The sequence below is a fragment of the Kaistella antarctica genome (assembly GCF_900109615.1).
GTDB classification, from domain to species: Bacteria; Bacteroidota; Bacteroidia; order Flavobacteriales; family Weeksellaceae; genus Kaistella; species Kaistella antarctica.
Map to the genome: position 1 here is coordinate 213949 of NZ_FOIX01000003.1, position 19816 is coordinate 233764.

General features: G+C 35.3%; 15 protein-coding genes and 1 tRNA gene. 7 read left to right on the forward strand and 9 right to left on the reverse strand.

Annotated elements, in window-relative coordinates:
- Nucleotides 1–5: 5 nt before the first annotated feature.
- Nucleotides 6–161, forward strand: a complete 156-nt coding sequence (locus tag BMX49_RS14725; protein ID WP_156030690.1) for a hypothetical protein — start codon at nt 6–8, stop codon at nt 159–161.
- Here the strand turns inward: BMX49_RS14725 and mtaB are convergent, their stop codons facing one another.
- The 3 genes from mtaB to BMX49_RS09560 all read right to left on the reverse strand — a co-directional run bounded on the left by mtaB (nt 162) and on the right by BMX49_RS09560 (nt 2901).
- Complete coding sequence (gene mtaB / locus BMX49_RS09550) at nt 162–1511, reverse strand: tRNA (N(6)-L-threonylcarbamoyladenosine(37)-C(2))-methylthiotransferase MtaB (RefSeq protein WP_034720240.1); 1350 nt, start codon at nt 1509–1511, stop codon at nt 162–164.
- Between the two features lie 125 nt (nt 1512–1636).
- Nucleotides 1637–2215, reverse strand: a complete 579-nt coding sequence (locus BMX49_RS09555) for a cysteine dioxygenase (protein WP_034720243.1) — start codon at nt 2213–2215, stop codon at nt 1637–1639.
- A 95-nt stretch (nt 2216–2310) separates the two neighbouring features.
- Nucleotides 2311–2901 (reverse strand): DUF1572 family protein, encoded by a 591-nt coding sequence (locus BMX49_RS09560; protein ID WP_034721459.1) that lies wholly within the window; start codon nt 2899–2901, stop codon nt 2311–2313.
- A 264-nt stretch (nt 2902–3165) separates the two neighbouring features.
- Between BMX49_RS09560 and glgP the strand changes: the two genes are divergently transcribed.
- A complete protein-coding gene (gene glgP / locus BMX49_RS09565) occupies nt 3166–4824 on the forward strand; it encodes an alpha-glucan family phosphorylase (RefSeq protein ID WP_034720245.1) in 1659 nt (552 codons plus the stop codon).
- Nucleotides 4825–4906: 82 nt separating this feature from the next.
- Here the strand turns inward: glgP and BMX49_RS09570 are convergent, their stop codons facing one another.
- Complete coding sequence (locus BMX49_RS09570) at nt 4907–5218, reverse strand: Mpo1-like protein (RefSeq protein WP_034720247.1); 312 nt, start codon at nt 5216–5218, stop codon at nt 4907–4909.
- A gap of 6 nt (nt 5219–5224) precedes the next feature.
- Nucleotides 5225–6913, reverse strand: a complete 1689-nt coding sequence (locus BMX49_RS09575) for an APC family permease (RefSeq protein ID WP_034721460.1) — start codon at nt 6911–6913, stop codon at nt 5225–5227.
- 127 nt (nt 6914–7040) lie between these two features.
- Between BMX49_RS09575 and BMX49_RS09580 the strand changes: the two genes are divergently transcribed.
- Together BMX49_RS09580 and fsa are read left to right on the forward strand one after the other, a co-directional pair.
- Complete coding sequence (locus BMX49_RS09580) at nt 7041–10493, forward strand: T9SS type B sorting domain-containing protein (protein WP_081864374.1); 3453 nt, start codon at nt 7041–7043, stop codon at nt 10491–10493.
- Nucleotides 10494–10611: 118 nt separating this feature from the next.
- A complete protein-coding gene (gene fsa / locus BMX49_RS09585; RefSeq protein WP_034720250.1) occupies nt 10612–11265 on the forward strand; it encodes a fructose-6-phosphate aldolase in 654 nt (217 codons plus the stop codon).
- A gap of 72 nt (nt 11266–11337) precedes the next feature.
- Here the strand turns inward: fsa and BMX49_RS09590 are convergent, their stop codons facing one another.
- Nucleotides 11338–12759, reverse strand: coding sequence for a T9SS type A sorting domain-containing protein (locus tag BMX49_RS09590; protein WP_170166236.1), 1422 nt, complete (start codon nt 12757–12759; stop codon nt 11338–11340).
- A 158-nt stretch (nt 12760–12917) separates the two neighbouring features.
- On the opposite strand from BMX49_RS09590, the gene BMX49_RS09595 reads away from it, so the two are divergent.
- The 3 genes from BMX49_RS09595 to BMX49_RS09605 are packed head-to-tail and all read left to right on the forward strand — an operon-like array spanning nt 12918 to nt 14440.
- Nucleotides 12918–13550 carry an NAD(P)H-dependent oxidoreductase gene (locus BMX49_RS09595; protein ID WP_034720254.1) on the forward strand — a complete coding sequence of 211 codons (633 nt, stop codon included), beginning with the start codon at nt 12918–12920 and terminating at the stop codon, nt 13548–13550.
- 30 nt (nt 13551–13580) lie between these two features.
- Nucleotides 13581–14021 carry a MarR family winged helix-turn-helix transcriptional regulator gene (locus BMX49_RS09600; protein WP_034720258.1) on the forward strand — a complete coding sequence of 147 codons (441 nt, stop codon included), beginning with the start codon at nt 13581–13583 and terminating at the stop codon, nt 14019–14021.
- Nucleotides 14018–14440 carry an organic hydroperoxide resistance protein gene (locus BMX49_RS09605; protein WP_034720260.1) on the forward strand — a complete coding sequence of 141 codons (423 nt, stop codon included), beginning with the start codon at nt 14018–14020 and terminating at the stop codon, nt 14438–14440. Before BMX49_RS09600 ends, BMX49_RS09605 begins: the two co-directional genes overlap by 4 nt.
- 191 nt (nt 14441–14631) lie before the next feature.
- Here the strand turns inward: BMX49_RS09605 and BMX49_RS09610 are convergent.
- From BMX49_RS09610 to BMX49_RS09620, 3 genes are all read right to left on the reverse strand, one after another.
- A tRNA-Arg gene (locus BMX49_RS09610) sits at nt 14632–14705 on the reverse strand.
- A 76-nt stretch (nt 14706–14781) separates the two neighbouring features.
- Nucleotides 14782–16560 (reverse strand): TonB-dependent receptor, encoded by a 1779-nt coding sequence (locus BMX49_RS09615; RefSeq protein ID WP_034720261.1) that lies wholly within the window; start codon nt 16558–16560, stop codon nt 14782–14784.
- Nucleotides 16561–16630: 70 nt separating this feature from the next.
- Entirely contained in the window at nt 16631–19594 is a 2964-nt protein-coding gene (locus BMX49_RS09620) for a tetratricopeptide repeat protein (protein WP_034720263.1), read from the reverse strand.
- Between the last annotated feature and the right edge of the window lie 222 nt (nt 19595–19816).

Sequence of the window (19816 nt, forward strand, 5' to 3'; positions counted from 1 at the left end):
AAATTATGGAAACCTCTAAGAAAAATAAACCTGGACCCGTTGTCATCATTGGAATTGCTGCTGTTGTTATCGCCATTATTTCTTATTTTATCCTGCTGATGTTTTTCCCGGAATTATTTCAAAGTTTACCAACGGGTGAGGCTCAACCAGTAACCAACTAATTACACTTTAGTTAAGAAATTTTCGAAAGCGGCGAGGACTGAAACGGTCCCGTCGCTTTCTATTTTTTTAAGTTCCAGGAATTCAATTTGATTGACGGAGTTGATGTCGAATGGTTTTTTAACGCGAACATAATTCTCTGTGAATCCATACATCATTTCATTTTTGTTTTCGTGTTCCCAAAGTGCCGGTAGCGTTTTGCCTATTTGCGTTTGATAAAAAGCCATTTTCTTTTTTTCCGACAGAATCCGCAACATTTTATTTCGTCTTTTTCTTTCAGGAATTGGAATGATACCTTCCATATCTACGGCTTCGGTATTTTCTCGTTCAGAATAAGTGAAAACATGCAGATAAGAAATCGGCAGCTCATTCAGAAAGTTATAGGTTTCTAAAAACTTCTCTTCTGTTTCGCCAGGAAATCCAACAATAACATCAACACCAATGCAGGAATCAGGCATCACTTCCCGGATTTTTGCGACACGATCAGCGTACAAACCACTCATATATCGTCGCTTCATGATTTTTAATAAATCATCGCTTCCACTTTGTAAGGGGATATGGAAATGCGGCACAAATCGCTTGCTTTTCGCTACTAAATCAATACTTTCATTTTTCAACAAATTCGGTTCAATCGAAGAAATCCGAATTCTTTCAATACCTTCCACTTGATCTAATTCAGAAATAAGATCCAGAAAAGTATGTTCGTGTTTTTTATTTCCGAATTCACCTTTGCCATAATCTCCGATATTTACACCAGTAAGTACAATTTCTTTAATTCCTTTTGCGGCAATTTCTGTCGCATTCTTTACGACGCTTTCTATGGTGTCAGAACGAGAGATTCCTCTTGCTAAAGGAATTGTACAGTAGGTACATTTATAATCGCAGCCATCTTGAACTTTCAGAAAAGCGCGGGTTCGATCGCCAATGGAATAACTTCCGATAAAGAAATCGGCTTCATCAATTTCACAGGAATGAATAATTCCCTGACTTTCAGATTTCTGTAAATCATCGAGATAACTCAAAATATTGAATTTTTCTTTTGCACCTAAGACTAAATCCACGCCGGTAATTTTCGAAATTTCTTCTGGTTTTAATTGGGCGTAACAACCTAGAATAACGACTAAGCCTTCTGGATTGGCTTTCATTGCACGCTTTACATGAAACTTACATTCACGGTCCGCATTTTCCGTAACCGAACAGGTGTTGATGATATAAACATTTGCGGGCTCATCAAAACTGACCTTCTCATAACCAGCGCCAGTAAGCTGGCGGGCAATGGTGGAGGTTTCTGCAAAGTTAAGTTTGCAACCAAGAGTATGAAAAGCGGCGGTTTTTAATTGTAAATTTTCCATAATTGACTGGTGCAAATTTAAGATTATTTTTTTTCTAGCCGAATTGATTCTTTAGAAATGAAAAAAACCGCACTGCGATGCGATTTTTTCCAAACAATTCAATTTAAAAATGAAATAAGCTAATTCTATATCTGTATTATTTTCTGATAATTATTTTCCGGTAAGTTCCAGGAACAAGCTGTTGCTTCGCTAGATAAGTAAGCGATTCTACGGTTTTCAGTGTCAAAAATCCGAACGCCGTCCAATTGCAATTTTGGTGTTCTGTAAACGTGAATGCTGATTGAGATTTCGTCCGAATTGTTAATGATGGAATTGATATCAATCTGTTCATCCATTAATAAATCTCCCGTTCTGGCCGTGGCTTTGGAATCGTACTCAATAAAGTTTGAATTTTCGCGATACGTTACTTCAGTTAAGCTTCCTTTCAAAACTTTAATTTTTGCGTCGTAATTACTGTGATCGCGTATTGCGGAGTAGGTATTGACGCCCCAAATTTTAAGTGCGGCCACGAATTCGTCATGATAAACGGGAATTCGTACAAAAGTTCCCTCAGGAATTTCTACGGTAGAGATTTGAAAAAGTTCTTCGAAATCTTTGAACTGAAAAGTAAAAAGCAGGTCACAAACATCTTCGAAACTTAGATTTTGTTTCGTTTTTAAATCCGATAAAACCTGGTCGAGATTCTGAGGTCCACTTGTTTTCATGTTCTAAAATTTAATGAGATAAAATTAGGAACATCGAACAGTATGTTTTAAAAAACGGTGGTGACTTATGTCAGAAGTGACTTATGTCAGAAATCTTAAATTTTATAATCGTCGCGAACTTCATCGCTTTTTGCGTAACAAACTGGCGAAGAATTTTCCTGAATTTCAAACTGATTTTGATTTTTCAATACTTCAATTTTAAAATTTTCGGAATCGTTCTTCTCTATGAATAATGTTTTCCACTCGTCATCTTTGACCATCTTTCCGATAAATACGATTTGACCTACATGATAAGAATAGTGCGCAAGTTGTCTTAGAACCGCATCCAAGACGGTGTGTTTTTCTCCACGAATTATTGTGGTTTCGGTCCAGGTTTCTTCTTCTATTTGATTTAAAGCTTTAAATAAGACTTGCCAACCCTTAGCCCAGATTTCCAGCATTTCGATCTTGGAATAGATTCTATTCTTAAATTCTGAATCTCGGTTTCGCCAACGCTTTTCGCCATCTTCTGTTAAAAAATTAGTCCAGCGGGAAACCATGTTTCCGGAAAGATGTTGCATTAAAATTGCGATGGAATTGCTTTCTTCATTGTATTTCCAAAATAACTGATCGTCGGAAACTTGATTGAAAGTTTTTTCGCCCAACTCTTTATAGTATTGAAATCGGTTAATGAATAAATCTTTCATTTTGAAATTTTTAAATAAAAAAGAGACAATCAAATTTACAAAAATATGCAGGAACATTAAATATTGGATTTTTACTTTTAACAAAAACGTTTGTATCAATTATTTAAAAAGTGAGAAGTCAATATAAAATAGGAAATAACATAAATAAGCGCAGAATTATTTTAAACCTAATGAGATAAGACAGTCTTTTGATATATTAAAGCGTATAAATTTTCTACAAAGCTTAAAATCAATACATTTGCAGTTGACTTTTAAAAAAATAGAATGGACTTTAAAAACTTTACGATGCCATATAGCATCAACCCAGATTACTCCAAAAAAGTAGCTTACTTTTCGATGGAATTTGCAATTGATCAAGCCCTTAAGATTTATTCTGGTGGGTTAGGATTTTTAGCGGGTTCGCACATGAGAAGTGCTTATAATTTAAAACAAGACCTTGTCGGTATAGGAATTCTTTGGAAATTCGGTTATTATGACCAAGCCAGAAATCACGATCAAACGTTACAGCCAACTTGGACGCGTAAAATGTATTCTTTCTTGGAAGATACAGGCATTAAATTTCAGATAGAAATTCACTCTGCGCCAGTTTGGGTAAAGGTCTATTACTTAGCTCCCGAAACTTTCCATACTGCACCGATGTTTTTACTATCGACTGACGTAGCCGAAAACGACCATATTTCGAAAACCATTACGCACCGTTTGTACGATGCCAATGAATCAACGAAACTTGCTCAATATGTTTTACTAGGAAAAGGAGGCGCGAAACTTTTAGATATGATGAATATCGAACGCGATGTGTATCACTTGAATGAAGCGCACGGATTGCCAGCAGCATTTTATTTGTTGAAAAAATTCGGTGGTGATTTAGCGAAAGTGAAAGAGAAATTAGTCTTTACGACGCACACTCCAGAAGAAGCTGGAAATGAAAAACATAATATTTCCATGTGTCACGATATGTCTTACTTTTCAGGCTTATCGATTGATGAGGTGAAATCAATTGAAGGCGTGGAAGATGATCGTTTTAATCATTCCCTTTGTGCTTTGCGTATGGCAAGAGTTGCTAATGGAGTTTCTCAACTTCATGGGGTTGTTTCGAATCAGATGTGGAGTAAATATTCTAAAATCTGCGAGATTAAAGCAATTACCAATGCACAGGAATTTAAATACTGGGCCGATAAACCTTTGTACCAGTCAAAAGACGAAGACGATGCGACTTTGTTCGATTTCAGAAAGAAACATTTAAAGAAAAGATTTTTCAAAATTGTAGCTGATCAGACCGGAAATTTATATGATCCGAATGTTTTCACCATTGTTTGGGCTAGAAGATTTGCTGGTTATAAAAGAGCCGATTTATTGCTAAGCGATAAAGAAAGATTTGAAAGATTATTGAATAATCCGAAATATCCGGTGCAGATTATTTGGGCAGGAAAACCCTATCCAATGGATTACGCAGCGATTTCTACTTTTAATGGTTTGGTCGAGGCGAGCAAAAATTACAAAAACGTAGCAGTGCTTACTGGATACGAATTGGCTTTGAGTAAGTCGATGAAGCAAGGATCAGATCTTTGGTTAAACAATCCAAGAGTTCCAAGAGAAGCGTCTGGAACATCTGGTATGAGTGCGGCGATGAATGGTTCTGTTAACTTATCAACCGACGATGGTTGGATTCCTGAGTTTACGAAACACGGTATTAACTCTTTCACGGTTCCAAAAGCAGACTATGAGAATATGAGCGTTTATGACCAAGATAATTATGACCTTAATAAGTTGTATGAAATCTTAGAAAACGAAATTATTCCAATGTATTACGACCGTCCGGATGAATGGAGAAAAGTGCAGCATAATGCTATGGATGATGTGCAACACGCCTTTAATTCTGACCGTATGGCCGACGAATATTACAAACAGATTTACGAAAAGTAAATTTAAAACTCAATAGAAATCCGTCTCGTTTAATGCGAGACGGATTTTTTTATGACTTTATTTTAAAGCGGTTTATTAAGAATTACGACTTAAATTTTTGCTTTCCGATCAATAATTCAAAGAACATTCTAAAGTCGGAAATAAGACTCCATAACGGATATTTAAATGTTGACGGTCGATTCTTTTCGAACGCGGCGTGGCTGAACCATGCGAAACCGTAACCAAAAATGGGGAGATACCAGAAGAATCTTTCTTTGCCTGATTTTACAACATAGAAAATAACAGCAAACACTAAAAATGTTCCGACAAAATGGAAAATTCTGGTCCATTGCTTGGAATGTTCTGACAAGTAAAATTGATAAAATTCGCTAAATGATTTGATTCTGTTTTGCATTCTTCCTTAATTTAAATCACCGTTCATTTCCTTATGAATCTGGCTGTTTCGATATCCATATGAAAAATAGATGACCAAGCCAATTCCGAACCAAATTCCGAACCAGAACCAATTGTCGTGCGTCATTCCAGTTAAAAGATAGAGACAAGAACTTAAACCCATTAATGGAATCAGCGATAAGTTTTTAATAAAAGCTAAAATACAAAGTCCCAAGTTGAGGATGATATAAAAGAACATTGAAATTCTAAATTCACCTTCTACAGGATCACTCCAATCCATTAAGTTCTGGAAAAAGGAAGGTTGCCAAAAATAGAAGAAGGTCAATCCTCCTAAAAATAAAATGGGAAATATAATTTTGGAATTATAATAAGGCATGTGAAATCGTCCTGGTAATTTTTCTTTGGCTGGCAATAGTAAAACTCCGCCACAAACCAACACGAAGGCGAAGATGGTTCCGATGCTTGTAAAATCTAAGATAAACGATTTGTCCGTAAACAAGATGGGCACGCCGACCACGATTCCAGTTACAATCGTAGCATACGACGGCGTGTTGTATTTTGGATGAATGGTCATGAATTTTTTCGGCATTAATCCATCGCGACTCATGGCGTACCAGATTCTCGGCTGTCCCATTTGGAAGACCAATAACACAGTGGTAATCGCAATAATCGCGACAAACGAAACCGTTAATTCCATCCAGGGAAGATTGGCGTTTGATTTTTCAAAGATGAAAGCGAGTGGATCACCGACGCCTTCAAATTTTCTATAATCAACCATTCCAGTCAAAACTAGAGTCAAAATAATATAAATTACGGTACATAAAACGAGCGAGATAATCATTCCACGCGGTAGATTTTTCTGGGGATCTTTGGTTTCTTCAGATAAGACGCTCAACGCATCGAAGCCGATGTAGGCAAAGAAAACGCCAGAAACTGCGGTCATCACGCCAGTAAAACCATTTGGCATGAAGGAAGCAACTTGGGTTGCTGGGTTTGTAGGCATCCAGTTGTCAACATTTACATAGGCGACTCCAACTAGAATAATCAAAACAATAACTGCCAATTTCATTATAACTAAAACATTATTAAAGTTTTTGCTATCTCGAACTCCACGATAAACCAGCCAGGTTATAAGTCCATTAATGACCAAAGCAGGAACATCAAGTATAATTTTTAAATTGCCAACAAGGGGTGCGTTTTTCCAGGCATTGACCAAGCCTAGATTTCCAGAGCCAGCTTCGAAAGCTTTCTTTGCTTCTGGATAACTGGTCGTTAAATATTCCGGAATAAAAACGCCGATTCTGCCCATGAAACTTGAAAAATAATCTGACCAGGAAAACGCGACGTAAATATTTCCAAATGAATATTCCATGATTAAAGCCCATCCAATAATCCAAGCGATCAATTCGCCAAAACTTGCGTAAGCGTACGTGTAAGCGGATCCCGCGGTCGGAATACGACTTGCAAATTCTGCATAACATAAAGCGGTAAAGCCACAGGCAAAACCACAAATGATATACAAAATGATGACACCAGGTCCGCCACGGAAGACCGCTTCACCCAAAGAGCTGAAACTTCCGGCCCCGATAATGGCGGCGATACCAAAGAAGACAATGTCCCAGACCCCTAAAACGCGTACTAGTCCAGAGGAGTGATTACTTGCTTTATATTGTTTTCTTCGAAATAGTTGGTTAATCATTAATGGTAAGTTTGCACAAATGTAGCAGAAAATTTTAAAAAGGATTATTTTTCATCAGTTTTATACTAAAATAGGTTAAAATGATGTTTTAATAAATAACGTATTTTTGACAAAATTTGATTTGATGAAGAAGTTTTATTTTTTATTGTTTTTTTGTTTATCCATGCTTGGATTTGGACAGGCGGTTCAGTTATATAATCCGGCGGACGATGTGGTATATCCAAACGAACAATATTTTTGCAATGGAGAAAAATTTAATTTAAAAGTTGATGCGGTTGCAAGTTCAACGGGAGATTATAAGATGACCAGAGTTTATGCGAGTGATTTTGATCTTTCAGCGGGGTCGATTCCAATTAACTTTCCTTCCTCAGGTGCAGACAAATTCAGTGAATCAGTTCCGATTGGATTTAGTTTTAGTTTCTATGGCAAAACATATACGAAAGTGGTCATGGGAAGTAATGGTCGACTGGTTTTCACGAGTGACGTAGATTTAGAAAATCTAAAAAATAATACTGTTTATACTGATCGTACTTTTAGCGGAGTTGCTGGTTATAATACATACAGTAATTTACCATCAACGGATTACAATAAAGTTTTCAAGGCCAATCCAGCACAAGAATTAAATCTAGCTCAAATATTTTTTGGTTATACCGACTTGGTTCCTAAATCTGCCAATGGTTCCGTTGTTTATTTATACAAAAATGTTGTTGTTCCAATAAAGTCAGAAACGGGACCTGAGATCATAGATACTAATGGACTGATGATTTCATTTCAAAATCAAATTAGAACGAATGGTACAGGCGGTATTTCGAGCGCAGGATATTACAGTTATGTTTTACTATTAGAAGATGGTAAAGTAGTAATATACGTGAATAATAAAAGTGAAATTACTTATAATGCAATTCTCGGAATTCAAAATGATGATGCATCAAGATTTAAGGTTCCTGAACATCCGAATACCGTATATAATTATAACAATGGTCCTTGGAAAAGTGAAGGAACTGCAACCTTATTTACACCCAATCAAAATCTAACACCCGTTTTTACATGGACAAATAATGGTGTGCCGGTTGGAACTAATTCTGATAGTTTAAACGATTTTGTTCCTTCTGATGGCGATATTTTAAAATTAGAAGTAACCTATCTGGATGATGATGGTAACCAAGATGGCGGAGTTGTTTCAGGTCAAATTATTTTTAGAAAAGTTCGTACTCCTGTCATCGAAAAAAGTATACGAGGTTGTAATATAATTCTTAATATCCTTTCACCTGATCCAGGCTTAACTTATAAATGGTATCGTGAGGGAGACCCTTCATCATTATCATTATTTCCAGTGACACAATGGATTTTAAATTCTTTATCTACTCCTGATAGATATTACGCAGTTCCTATCAAGCCAGACGGTACAAGCTGCACCGGCAGTAACAAAATCGAAATTAAAGAGTTCTTTCCTCCTAGAATAAAAAATCAATTAGTTGTCTGTGACAATACAGCCAGCCCAGCCAGTTCTAAATTTGTTAATCTTTACACCGAATTTTATCCACAATATTCCGCACCGTCTTCTTTTGAAGAATATGATGTTGATTTTTTTGATAGTAATGGTTTAGTTACTAACCCGGCGAATTATGAAGTACCTAAAAATAAGATTGTTTCAATAACGATACGAAGAAAATTAAAATCGCAACCACCTCCCTATTGCGAAACAGATATTGTTGTAAAAATAAACTTTGTGTCAATTCCAAGTACACTTACTATTCCTGTTTGTTTTTCTACAACAAGCTTTGATCTCAAAAATAATTTTGAAGCTAGATTTCCTGATGCTGCATATAATTACACCTTTACATATAGCGATGGAAGTCCAGTGGAAGATGGTACTGCTGTGAATGTCACTAGAGTGGTAAATGTAAAAACATCTGTGCTTCCTTCACCTGCGTGTTCAACAAATACCAGTGTTACTTTTAATCTCGGGTCAACTATTGATGTTCCGCCAGTTCCTATGCAGCAAAGGTGTCAAGGTTCCTATACAAATTCCAACAGGTTTGATTTTAATTATATTAAAACACTTTTAGACCCTCTCAATTTATATGATATTAAATTTTACAATAAATCGGATGATAGTGAAATTCGTCCTGTAGAGTCATCGCCAATTACGAATCCCAATTTAAATTTAAGTGGATATTTCTGGACTGCTAAAACAGGCGACTATTTCATCTATGCTAAATTAATTAATAGAGCTGATCCTTCCTGTTTTTCTCCATCTGAATATATTGTCTTGCGAGTAAACGTAAGTCCCGCAACAATAGCTGGTTATCAGTCAAAGTTAAGAAGAAGGGCTTGCGGCAGCTCACTGGTCAATTTAGAAATAAGAGACGTTTTTGATATTATCGAAAGTAATACATTCGGTCAAATTCCAACCGTTAAATATTTTGATAGGAATCGCGCTGAGATTTTGGGTCCAGACATTATGAATTACGATATTTCCAGAGGTATTCCTTACATAGAAATACAGAATGGAACTTGTTCTCCTCCACTGAAACTTGATTACGAAATAATCTCAAATAAATTTGTCCTTTTGAGTCCACCGCTCGAAATCTTATGTGATGATCTTGATGAAAATTCTGACGGAAAGATAAAGGTAAATCTAGCTTCCAATTCTTTCAAGGATAAATTTACTACGAACCAGACTGGTGCAACATTTAGTTATTTTGATGGATCCAATTTAATTTATACAAGTACTATTTCAAGTGATAATTTTGAATATGAAATTACTGATGGTAAAACCATTACTGTAAAAGTTTTCAGTGACTTGTTTTGTGAAAATCAATCTTCGATAAGTTTCAAAATTAACAATTCAACACCAATTGAATTTTCAGGAAAAGTAGACCTTTGTTATAATGATGACTTAATATTGAAGATTGATAATCTTGCAGATTTCAGCTCAATAGAATGGCTGGATCCGAAAGGAATTTTACTAGGAAGTGGGAATTCAATTTCGGTTCAATATAAAGACGTATTATTTGGACAGGTTTATAAAATAAAAGCTACCAATGCAAATGGTTGTATCACAGAATATATTTTTACACCATCTGATAGTAATCAACCTAAAATCGTGAAAATTAATCAGACTAATAATTCCATAGAAGTCATTGCAGAAGGTGGTGACAAAGAATATTGGTATCATTTTAACAAAATCAGGCAACGTTCTCCTATTTTGCAGAATCCTACAGAGCCGAAATATATTATTAAAGTTGAATCTGAAAACGGCTGCTTTGGTCCGCCTAAAACCGTTTATTTTATCAAAATCAATAATGCTTTCACGCCCAATGGTGATGGGAAAAATGATGTTTGGAAAATTGAAAATTTAGATAAAATGGAACAGGTGTCTATTGTGATTGTGGATCGTACTGGGACCAAGGTTTTCGAGTCAACTAATCCCAGTAAAAGTGAGTGGGATGGGAAGCACAATGGTCAAGCCTTGCCAACTTCTACATATTGGTATGTGGTTTCCTGGTTTGACGCCGTAAGGCAAATTACGGAGCAGCGACAAGGTTGGATTTTGTTGAAGAATAGAAACTAGAATCGATTTCTATCTCTGAGAATTTGATAATTGAATTATATCAGTATTCACTTTTTGTCTTTTAGAAAACTTTTTAGTTGAAGCCGAAAATCTTATCTTTGCTAAAACAAAAAGTAATATGAAATTTTTTATCGACACGGCTAATCTGGATCAAATTAGAGAAGCACAGGATTTAGGAATTTTGGATGGAGTTACCACCAATCCATCGTTAATGGCCAAAGAAGGAATCAGTGGAAAAGAAGCAATTTTAAACCATTACAAAACCATTTGCGAAATTGCTGACGGTGATATTTCTGCCGAAGTTCTAAGCACTACTTACGAGGAAATGATTAAGGAAGGCGACGAATTAGCTGCGATTCACCCGAACATTGTGGTAAAAATTCCGATGATCAAAGACGGTATAAAAGCCCTTAAATATTTTTCTAACAAAGGAATTAAAACCAACTGTACTTTGATTTTCTCTGCTGGTCAAGCTTTATTGGCTGCGAAAGCGGGAGCAAATTATGTATCTCCGTTCTTAGGAAGATTAGATGATATTTCAGTTGACGGAATGAATCTGATTGAAGAAATCAGAATTATTTTTGATAACTACATGTTTGAAACAGAAATTCTTGCAGCGTCAATCCGCTCGCCGATGCACATTATCAATTGTGCGAAAATCGGTGCTGACGTCATTACGTCGCCTTTAGATTCTATTCTTAATTTATTGAATCACCCTTTAACAGATAAAGGTTTAGCGCAATTCGTAGCTGATGCTAAGAAAATGAGCTAAAAATTTTTCCTCTAAAATATTAAAACCGTCTGAATGTTCAGACGGTTTTTTTGTGGAGCAAAATACAAGCTATCAATTTTTAATTATTTTTTGGGAAAAATGTTCCCCGCTTTTAAAATAAATTTTAAGGAGATAAAGACCTTTAGTAAGGTTTGCGGTGTTCATGTTTTCCGGCGTTTTACAGGCTAAAATCATTCTACCCTGCATATCATAAATTTCAAAACGGTCGGCGTTTTCAGCGTTGCTGATTCTTAAAAAATCTTTTACCGGATTCTCAACTGTTATATTTTTAAGGGAATTGTTTGCGACAGAAAGTCTTTCATCAACCATGATAAATTTTTCAATTTTCATTTTCACCAGGTTTTGATTAGCATCGGGAACTATTGAATTCACCAGAATATAATTGTCTTTCATTTCAATTTCATTTCCAGACGAAAGTGAGAACTCACTTTGGTTGTTGATTTTCAAAGATACTCCCGAAGCAGAGTAGGCGGTCAATGATTGCTGATTCGCTTTTTGATTTAACGTCAAAAATAAACTATTTGCAGAACTGGCATCTAAAAACTGCTCATCATTTTGTGAAGTTATAAAACCAGCACCATTAAAGCTGGAATCTAATTGTCCATCTCTCATTACAATCAATCTGCTAAAATCTGGAAGCGGGTAGTTTTGATACTCAAATACAGAATAGGCCATTCCATCTGAAGTTATCCTGGTAGAATTGTTGGTTTTATTCTGAATAGGAAAACCATTGTTTTGGTGGCAGGAATAGTTATTTAAATCTAAAACAGTATTTGAGGAGAGTGAGTTCAGATCAAAAAATGAAAACAAAGAGGAAGAGAGAGAATTCACGTTGCAGGTTGCAATTTTTCCATTTGAAAACTGCCCGATTGGAAAGTGATAGCTGTAATTGATTTCACCATTATTACCAAAACTGGTATCTAATTCTCCATTCATCGTAAATTTTTTGGGATACGTTTCGGCAGAGTTGGTGACTACTAAACTAAGATCTTGTAAAACCAAAACACTCAATGCTTGCGGATGCGTACTCTCAGTAATTTCATTCAAAACTCCATTGTTCCCAAAGGTTATATCTAAGCTTCCGTTACTGTGTAATCTTACAATTTTTGAATCCAAATAATTGCTGTGATCCAAAGACTTTGGTCCGAAATAGACAATGATTTTATCACCTTGTACAACAGCATTGACGAAATTGTTAACACCTAAAGCAAGTCTGCCATTGTTTCCAAAGCCAGGGTCCAAATTACCGCTCGGACTAAGTTTTAAAATGTAGTCGTTATTTATAACACTTACAATTTGCAAAATAGAATGATCGGGCAGGATAATCGTATTGTTGCTAAGTATTGTTTGATTTGGGTCAAAACTCGTCTCGAAGATGCTATTGTTTCCAAAGGTAAAATCCTTTGTGATCGTAATTTGGGGAAATATCTGAATACCGCATAGGGCAAGCAGAAAAAAGGTAAATCTTTTCATATCAGTCATTTGTGTGTACACAAATTTAAAAAATATATTCTAAAAGTAGAATCAATTTTAATAAAAATGTTCTCTAAAACTCAATAAAATAAATAATGCAAAATTTAATTGCGCACAATATAATTATTTACTATCTTTGCAGTTCAAAATAAAAAGAAATGTCATTAATAGAAAATTTAAACTGGAGACATGCTGTAAAGGCTTATGATTCTTCTAAAAAAGTTTCACAAGAAGATTTAAATAAAATTTTAGAAGTAGCACGATTAGCACCGACTTCTTCAGGATTACAACCTTTCAGAGTTATTGTAGTCGAAGATCAGGCGTTAAAGGAGAAGATGGTTAAAGGAGCTTTGAATCCAGAAGTGATGAAAGACTGTTCGCAAGTTTTGGTTTTTGCCGCTTGGGATAGTTATTCAGATGAGAAAATTGACAAAGTTTACGATCATCATACCGACGTAAGAGAGTTGCCAAGAGGAAGATTCGGAAGTTATACCGATCAAATTAAAACGTTGTACAACGGTCAGACTGCAGAAGAACATTTCGCACACACCGCTCGTCAAACATATATTGCATTAGGTTTAGCCATGGCTCAAGCTGCTGAATTGAAAATTGACAGTACACCAGCTGAAGGTTTTAGCAACGATGTTGTAGATGAGATGTTAGGCTTGAAAGAATTGGGTTTGAAAAGTGTAACCTTATTATATCTTGGCTACAGAGATCTTGAAAAAGATTATTTGTCTCACATGAAAAAAGTAAGAATTCCGATGGAGGAATTTATTATCAGTAAATAATTATTTCAATTAATGATTTGATTTTAAATAATGGAAAATCAAGATACCCCAAAATTAGAAAACCAAATATGTTTTCCCCTGTATGTAATTTCAAAAGAAGTTACGGGAATGTATCGGCCTTTTTTAGAAGAGCTGGATATTACGTATCCGCAGTATTTGGTGATGATGGTGCTTTGGGAAAATGAAGGATTGACCGTTAATCAAATTGGTGAAAAATTATTTCTGGACAGTGGAACTTTGACTCCTTTACTAAAAAGGTTAGAGTTAAAATCCTACTTAGAAAGAAAAAGAAAAAAAGAAGATGAACGCGTAGTGGAAGTCTTTTTAACTGAAGTGGGAAGAGATTTGCAGAAATTAGCTTGCTCAATTCCAGGTAAAATGGCAGAAAAACTGAGTCTTTCAGAAGATGATCTTCTGGGACTCAAAGCTACGGTCGACAAAATTTTAAACATTATAGAAAACAAAAAATGAAAACATTATATACTACAAGCGTAACAGCAAAAGGTGGAAGAGACGGACACGTTAAAAGTGAAAACGGAATTCTTGAATTGGATGTGAGAACTCCAAAAGCTTTAGGTGGAGGAAGCGATGACTTTGCAAACCCAGAAATGCTTTTTGCAGCAGGTTATTCAGCTTGTTTCGACAGCGCTTTGAATTTGGTTATCAAAAGAGCAAAGATGTCAACTGGCGAAACTACAGTCCAAGCAAAAGTGAGCATCGGTCAAATTGAAAACGGCGGTTTCGGTCTGGCTGTTGAATTAGACGTAAATGTTCCTGGCGTTACTTTAGAAGAAGCTCAGTCATTAGTATACCAGGCGCATCAAGTTTGTCCTTATTCCAACGCAACCCGAAATAATATTGAAGTTCAGCTTGCTGTGACCAACAACTAATTTCGGATTAAATAGAAACACATCAATTATATAGAAAATTAAATCAATTCTGAGATTTAATTACAGGCAAAAACGGCAAATCTTTAATAAGGTTTGCCGTTTTTTATTGTTCTGTTTGAAACTAGCGAAATATTATAATCAATTATTCTCAAATAAAAAAAGGATAAAAAATTAATTTTATCCTTTCTTTGTGACCGCGGCAGGGTTCGAACCTGCAACCATCAGAGCCGAAATCTGATATTCTATCCAGTTGAACTACGCAGCCATTTTCTAGATGAGTAATGGATGATAAGTAGTAAGCAATCTTAGATTACTCATTAGTTATTACTCATTGCTTATATCTAAAAAGAAATCTTCACTCCTCCCACAATCTGTGCTCCCAAAACTTTATAACCTTTGTAAGTTTGATACTGGGTATTGAGTAAGTTGTTTCCGAGTGCGAAAATACTGAAATTTTTGTGAACTTTGTACTCTGCAGACAAATTTAAATCAGCAAATCCACCAACTTTGTTATTTATGTTCTGGGTTGAGATATAACTGTTCGGATTGATGCCATCATTATTCAACTCAAATGAATTGGTGGTTTGATCGGATCCAAAAATTGCTTTCGCACCCAAGTTCAATTTTTTATCCAACATCGAATATTTACCACCTAAACTCGCTTTAATTAAAGGTTTGTAGTAGATGTTGTCATTGTTATCCAAATTATATTTTTCAAAATTAACTTCCGCATCCAAAGATAGATTCGCTAAAGGGAAATACTGAATACTCGCTTTGGCTTCACTCACCGTTCCATTGTCGTAAACGGAAGAAAAAGTATTGGCAAAATCATATGCTGGACGGTTATAATCAACATCGTAATTAAATAAATCGTTGGCCTTAAAGAAAAGGATGTCATTCATCTTTCCAAAACCTGCACTGAAATCATATTTAATTTGCTGATCAATATCACCACGCAATCCAAAGTAGAATTTATATTTCGTTTCGGTCGCACGTAATTCCTGATCTGAAACCAAATATGGATTCTGCTCCAGCAAATCAGCGTAAGAATTCAAATGTAAACCTCCCGTAATTCCGCCGTAGAATTTGAATTCATCGGCAGCTGCAAACTGTACTTCAGCTTTTGGAAACCAGTACGTTTTATTATTTTTCACTTGGTCACCTAAAAGTACATTGGAGTTCTTAGCATTTAAAAATGAAAAGTCTGACCCGATCATTAAGTAAGAGTCTCCTTTAAAGAAAGTCATTTTCGGTGCTAAAGTCGCATTTAAAAATTGGGAAGAATTTTTCTCGAGCAAATCGAAATCCGATTTTACCGTTTCTAGTTTTATTCCGAAATCAGCATTAAAACGAACATCATCAAAACTTGGAAATTCTACACCATGTTTTGAAAGGTTTACCAAAACTTCAGCCTGACTTTCCTTTGCACCAAAATGGTCACTCAAGAAAGAAGATTTAAGTCGAACATCATTCAATATTTCATTGGAGTAGAAATCGTAGTATCCATTGACTTTAAAACGATTAGTCTTTTGCCGTAAATCTACATTTGAAGATGCTGGCGTTAAGGCATAAATCCCGTAATAATTATAATCGTTTAAACCGTAATCAGCATTAACACTGAACTTTCCTAATTCTCCATAAGAGTTTAAAAATGCACCAACGTTAGCAGAACTTTGTTTTGAATTCCAGTCATATACTTTTTTCAAACCATTAGTTGACAAGAAATGGACATCTGCACCAACTTCCATATCGTTTTCTAAAGTGGTTGAGATTAATCCATCAGCTAGAATTTTCCCGTAATTTCCCATTCCCAACTGGAAATAGTTGTTCTGATTTTCTGCTTCAAACTTGGGCGAAATATCTTCTCCTTGAATTAAAGAGGTTTTGAAATCTGACGAAGCAGGAACATTCGTGATGTTGTAAGCTGGCGGATTTGCAGACTTTTCTTCGGGCGGATAATTTTTTTCTGCTTCGATCGAGGTTTTTTTCTTCTCGATTTTCTTCACTTCTGGTTCGCGTTTACGATCCAGAATCAATGTTTCATCTTTGATTTGTGAAAAAACTGCGGTCGAGGAAAATAGCAGACCGATTAAAAATATATGTTGAATTCTCTTATTCATGTTGATGAGTTTTGCCAATTGCTGGCATTCTTTACTAATTATTAAAATTCGAAGTAGGCTATTTAAAAATCTATTTCTTAATCTGCTTTTTTAAATCCTTTGCTTCTGAAACAATTTCTGGGAAATCACCATAGTTGGCGATAATCTGGTCAGCGGTATAACTCGCCTGGTAATTATCTTTCAAGCCGATATAATTTCTAACCATTAAGACCAAAGATTTTGCGCCCCAATATTCTTCGGAAGCATAATTGTTGGCCAGTTTAAAAATCGTTTCATTGGATGATTTAAAGGCTTTACCTTTATTCTGATAAAAGGCTTTTGCATACAAAGCTTCGGCGGCCACTTCCGTATTTGATGATTTTTCTAAAGCTGTGTAAGCAGTTTTTGCTTCCGTTTCTTTTCCATTGTTCATTAAACTTCTGGCTTTAATCACTCTTGCCAATTCATTAACTGAAGCTGAATTTTTTGGATTTTGAATCACCAAATCTGCCAACGTTTCTGCTTTTCTGAAATCTTTTTCGTCAGCGTAAATCTTCATTAATTCTACATTAGCGAAGTTCTTTACGTTGATGTTTGTTGAATTTGAAAGGGAGATCAAATATTTTTTCGCTTCGTTGGAGTTATTTTGTGCCAAATAAATCTGCGTAATTCTCGTTTGTGCATCTTCCTGATAATCGTTCTGAACCTGCGCAACTTCCTGTAAAACCAATAACGCTTTCGTCAAATTCTGAGTTTGGAAGTAACTTTCACCCAATTCATATTGCGCTTGATACAAGCCATCACCCGTTGGATTCTGTGTTAAATATTTCTCATAAAGTGGAATGGCATTTTTGTAATCTTTACTGGCGTAGAAAGTTTTCGCGCGATTCACGTTAATTTCATCAATTTCAGAAGCGTCGATTCGTACGCCTAAACTTTGGGCAAAATTTTCGTAACCCGAAACATCTCCTTTTTTAATGAAAATAGGTTTAGCTGCTAGAACGATTTTACTTGCAAAAGCGGTGTTTTTATATTGATTTCCAAGAGACTTTAATTCAGTTAAAGCTTTTGCATCTTCATTTTGATCGATGTAATTCTGAGCGCGATAAATCTGGGCATTTGCGACTAAATCTTTGTCATTGCTTGTTTTAATAACTTGACCGAAATAATCATTAGAGTTTTTATAATCATCGTTTGCCGCATAAGCAGTTCCAATCTCGTATTGAGCATCATCAAAATACTCTGAATTTTTATATTGCGTCAATAACTTTTTCAATTCTGAAATCTTCGCTACCGTATCTCCTTTAAAACCTAAAGCCATTGCTTTCTGGAACATGGTGTAATCATCAGCACTATCCGATTTATCGTAAATTGCAATTGCTTCATTCAGTTCATTATTGGCGTAATAAGTATCTGCCAAACGAAGTTCTGCATCATTTTTAAATTCTGGTTTAGGATCTTTTAAATAGGCTAAAAAGTATTGTTTTGCTTTGTCAAATTTCTTCGATTTAAAATACGCGTATCCTAAATCATAATTCAACTGTTGCTTTTCCGGGAAATTTTCAGATTGTAATTTCTCGAAACGCACAATCGCAGAAGGGTAATTCGACTTTAAATAATAGGTTTGTGCCAACCAATACAACGCTCTTGAATTAAATTCTTTATTAATATTGAATTCTAAACTTCGCAGAAAGTACTTTTCAGCAGCATCTAAATTTCCTTTGTTAAATTCTTCCGTTCCAATTAAATAAGAAACTTCCTGATCAACTTTATCAGTTTCAGGTGTAGAATTCGGCATTTTATCAATCGCCGCTAACGTTCCTTTATAATCTCCTGAATATAAATAAGATTTCACCAAAAGTGATTTCATTTCCTTCGTATCCGGGCTATTAGGATATTTTGAAATATAATTTTGAATAACATTTGAAGCCGATTCAAACGGATTTCCTAATTCATAACTTAGTTTAGCGTATTGTAAATGAGCAAGTTGCTGAACTTTCGCATCATAAGTCATTTGATAAGCAGACCGAAACGCAGAAAGCGCTTCCTGCTTCTTTCCAACTTCCAAATAAGCGTTACCTAATTGATAATAAGCATTTTGAGACGTTGCTGAATTACTGTTTAATAACTGATTATAGTAAGAAACCGCTTCGTCATATTTTTTTAAATGTGCCGAAACAAATCCCATTTCATACAAATCACTTTCTGACGGATTGGCTTTACTGTCCAAATATATTTTCAAGTGTGGATAGGCAGAATCGTAATCGCCCTTCATGAAATAACTTTCGCCAATCATCTTGTGAACTTCCGCTTTATAATCGGTAGAAATATTTTCATTCAACAATGAATTTCCTTTTACGATTGCCTTGTCATAGTCTTTATCATTGAAGTATAACTGAACATAATACGGTTTTACAACGCGTGCATATTTCTCGTTATCTTTAATTTCATCAAAATAATTAAAGGCTTTATCGTTTTGTCCATCAGCGTAATACAAATGTCCCAACATATAACCGATATCATTTTTGTCGGAACCTTCTGCAGATTTATAAGCTTCATCTAAAGCTTCGATCGCGCCTTGAGAATCACCCGTCATGAATTTGGCATAACCAAGTTTCATGATATACTGCGTGTTTTCTTCCTTTGAAAGCTGATATTGATTAACGCTTTGTAAAGTCACCAAGGCTTTATCAAAATCTTTTTGAGACAGATAAAAATCAGCCAACGGTAAGTTAGCCTGAGCAAAATACGCCGAGTTAGGATATTCTTTGATGAATGCATCGAGGCCTTGTTCCGCATGATTCTTGCGCAAAATAACGCCGATCACATTATCGAAAAACTGTGCTGCTTCTTTTTTTGAATTTGATAGCGTTTCATTATAGAAATACTGTCTTGCATATTCAAATTGAGAAGCGTTGTAAATTTTATTTTGGTAAAGGTTTTCTGCGAGGTTGAACCGGTAGTTTTCGCGGTCGCTAAAGTATTGAGATTGTTGCGCCTCGGATAAGCCGAAATAGAAAATTGCCGTAGCAATTAATATTTTTTTTGAATTCATTTAATCCTTATTTTCGGAGAGTTTTAGGAAGATTAATCAGAGTAAGAATTCCGATAATGCTTTCCACATTTAATCAACGAAAATAAAGAAAAGTTATTGCTTATACAAGTTTATTTGTTCCTTGTGGAAATGTGGATAACTTTTAATTAAACTAAAATTAGCATTAATTTACCGTTATATTTTAATCTTAAAATTAATAAATAAAGAGCTGCGCAAAAAACA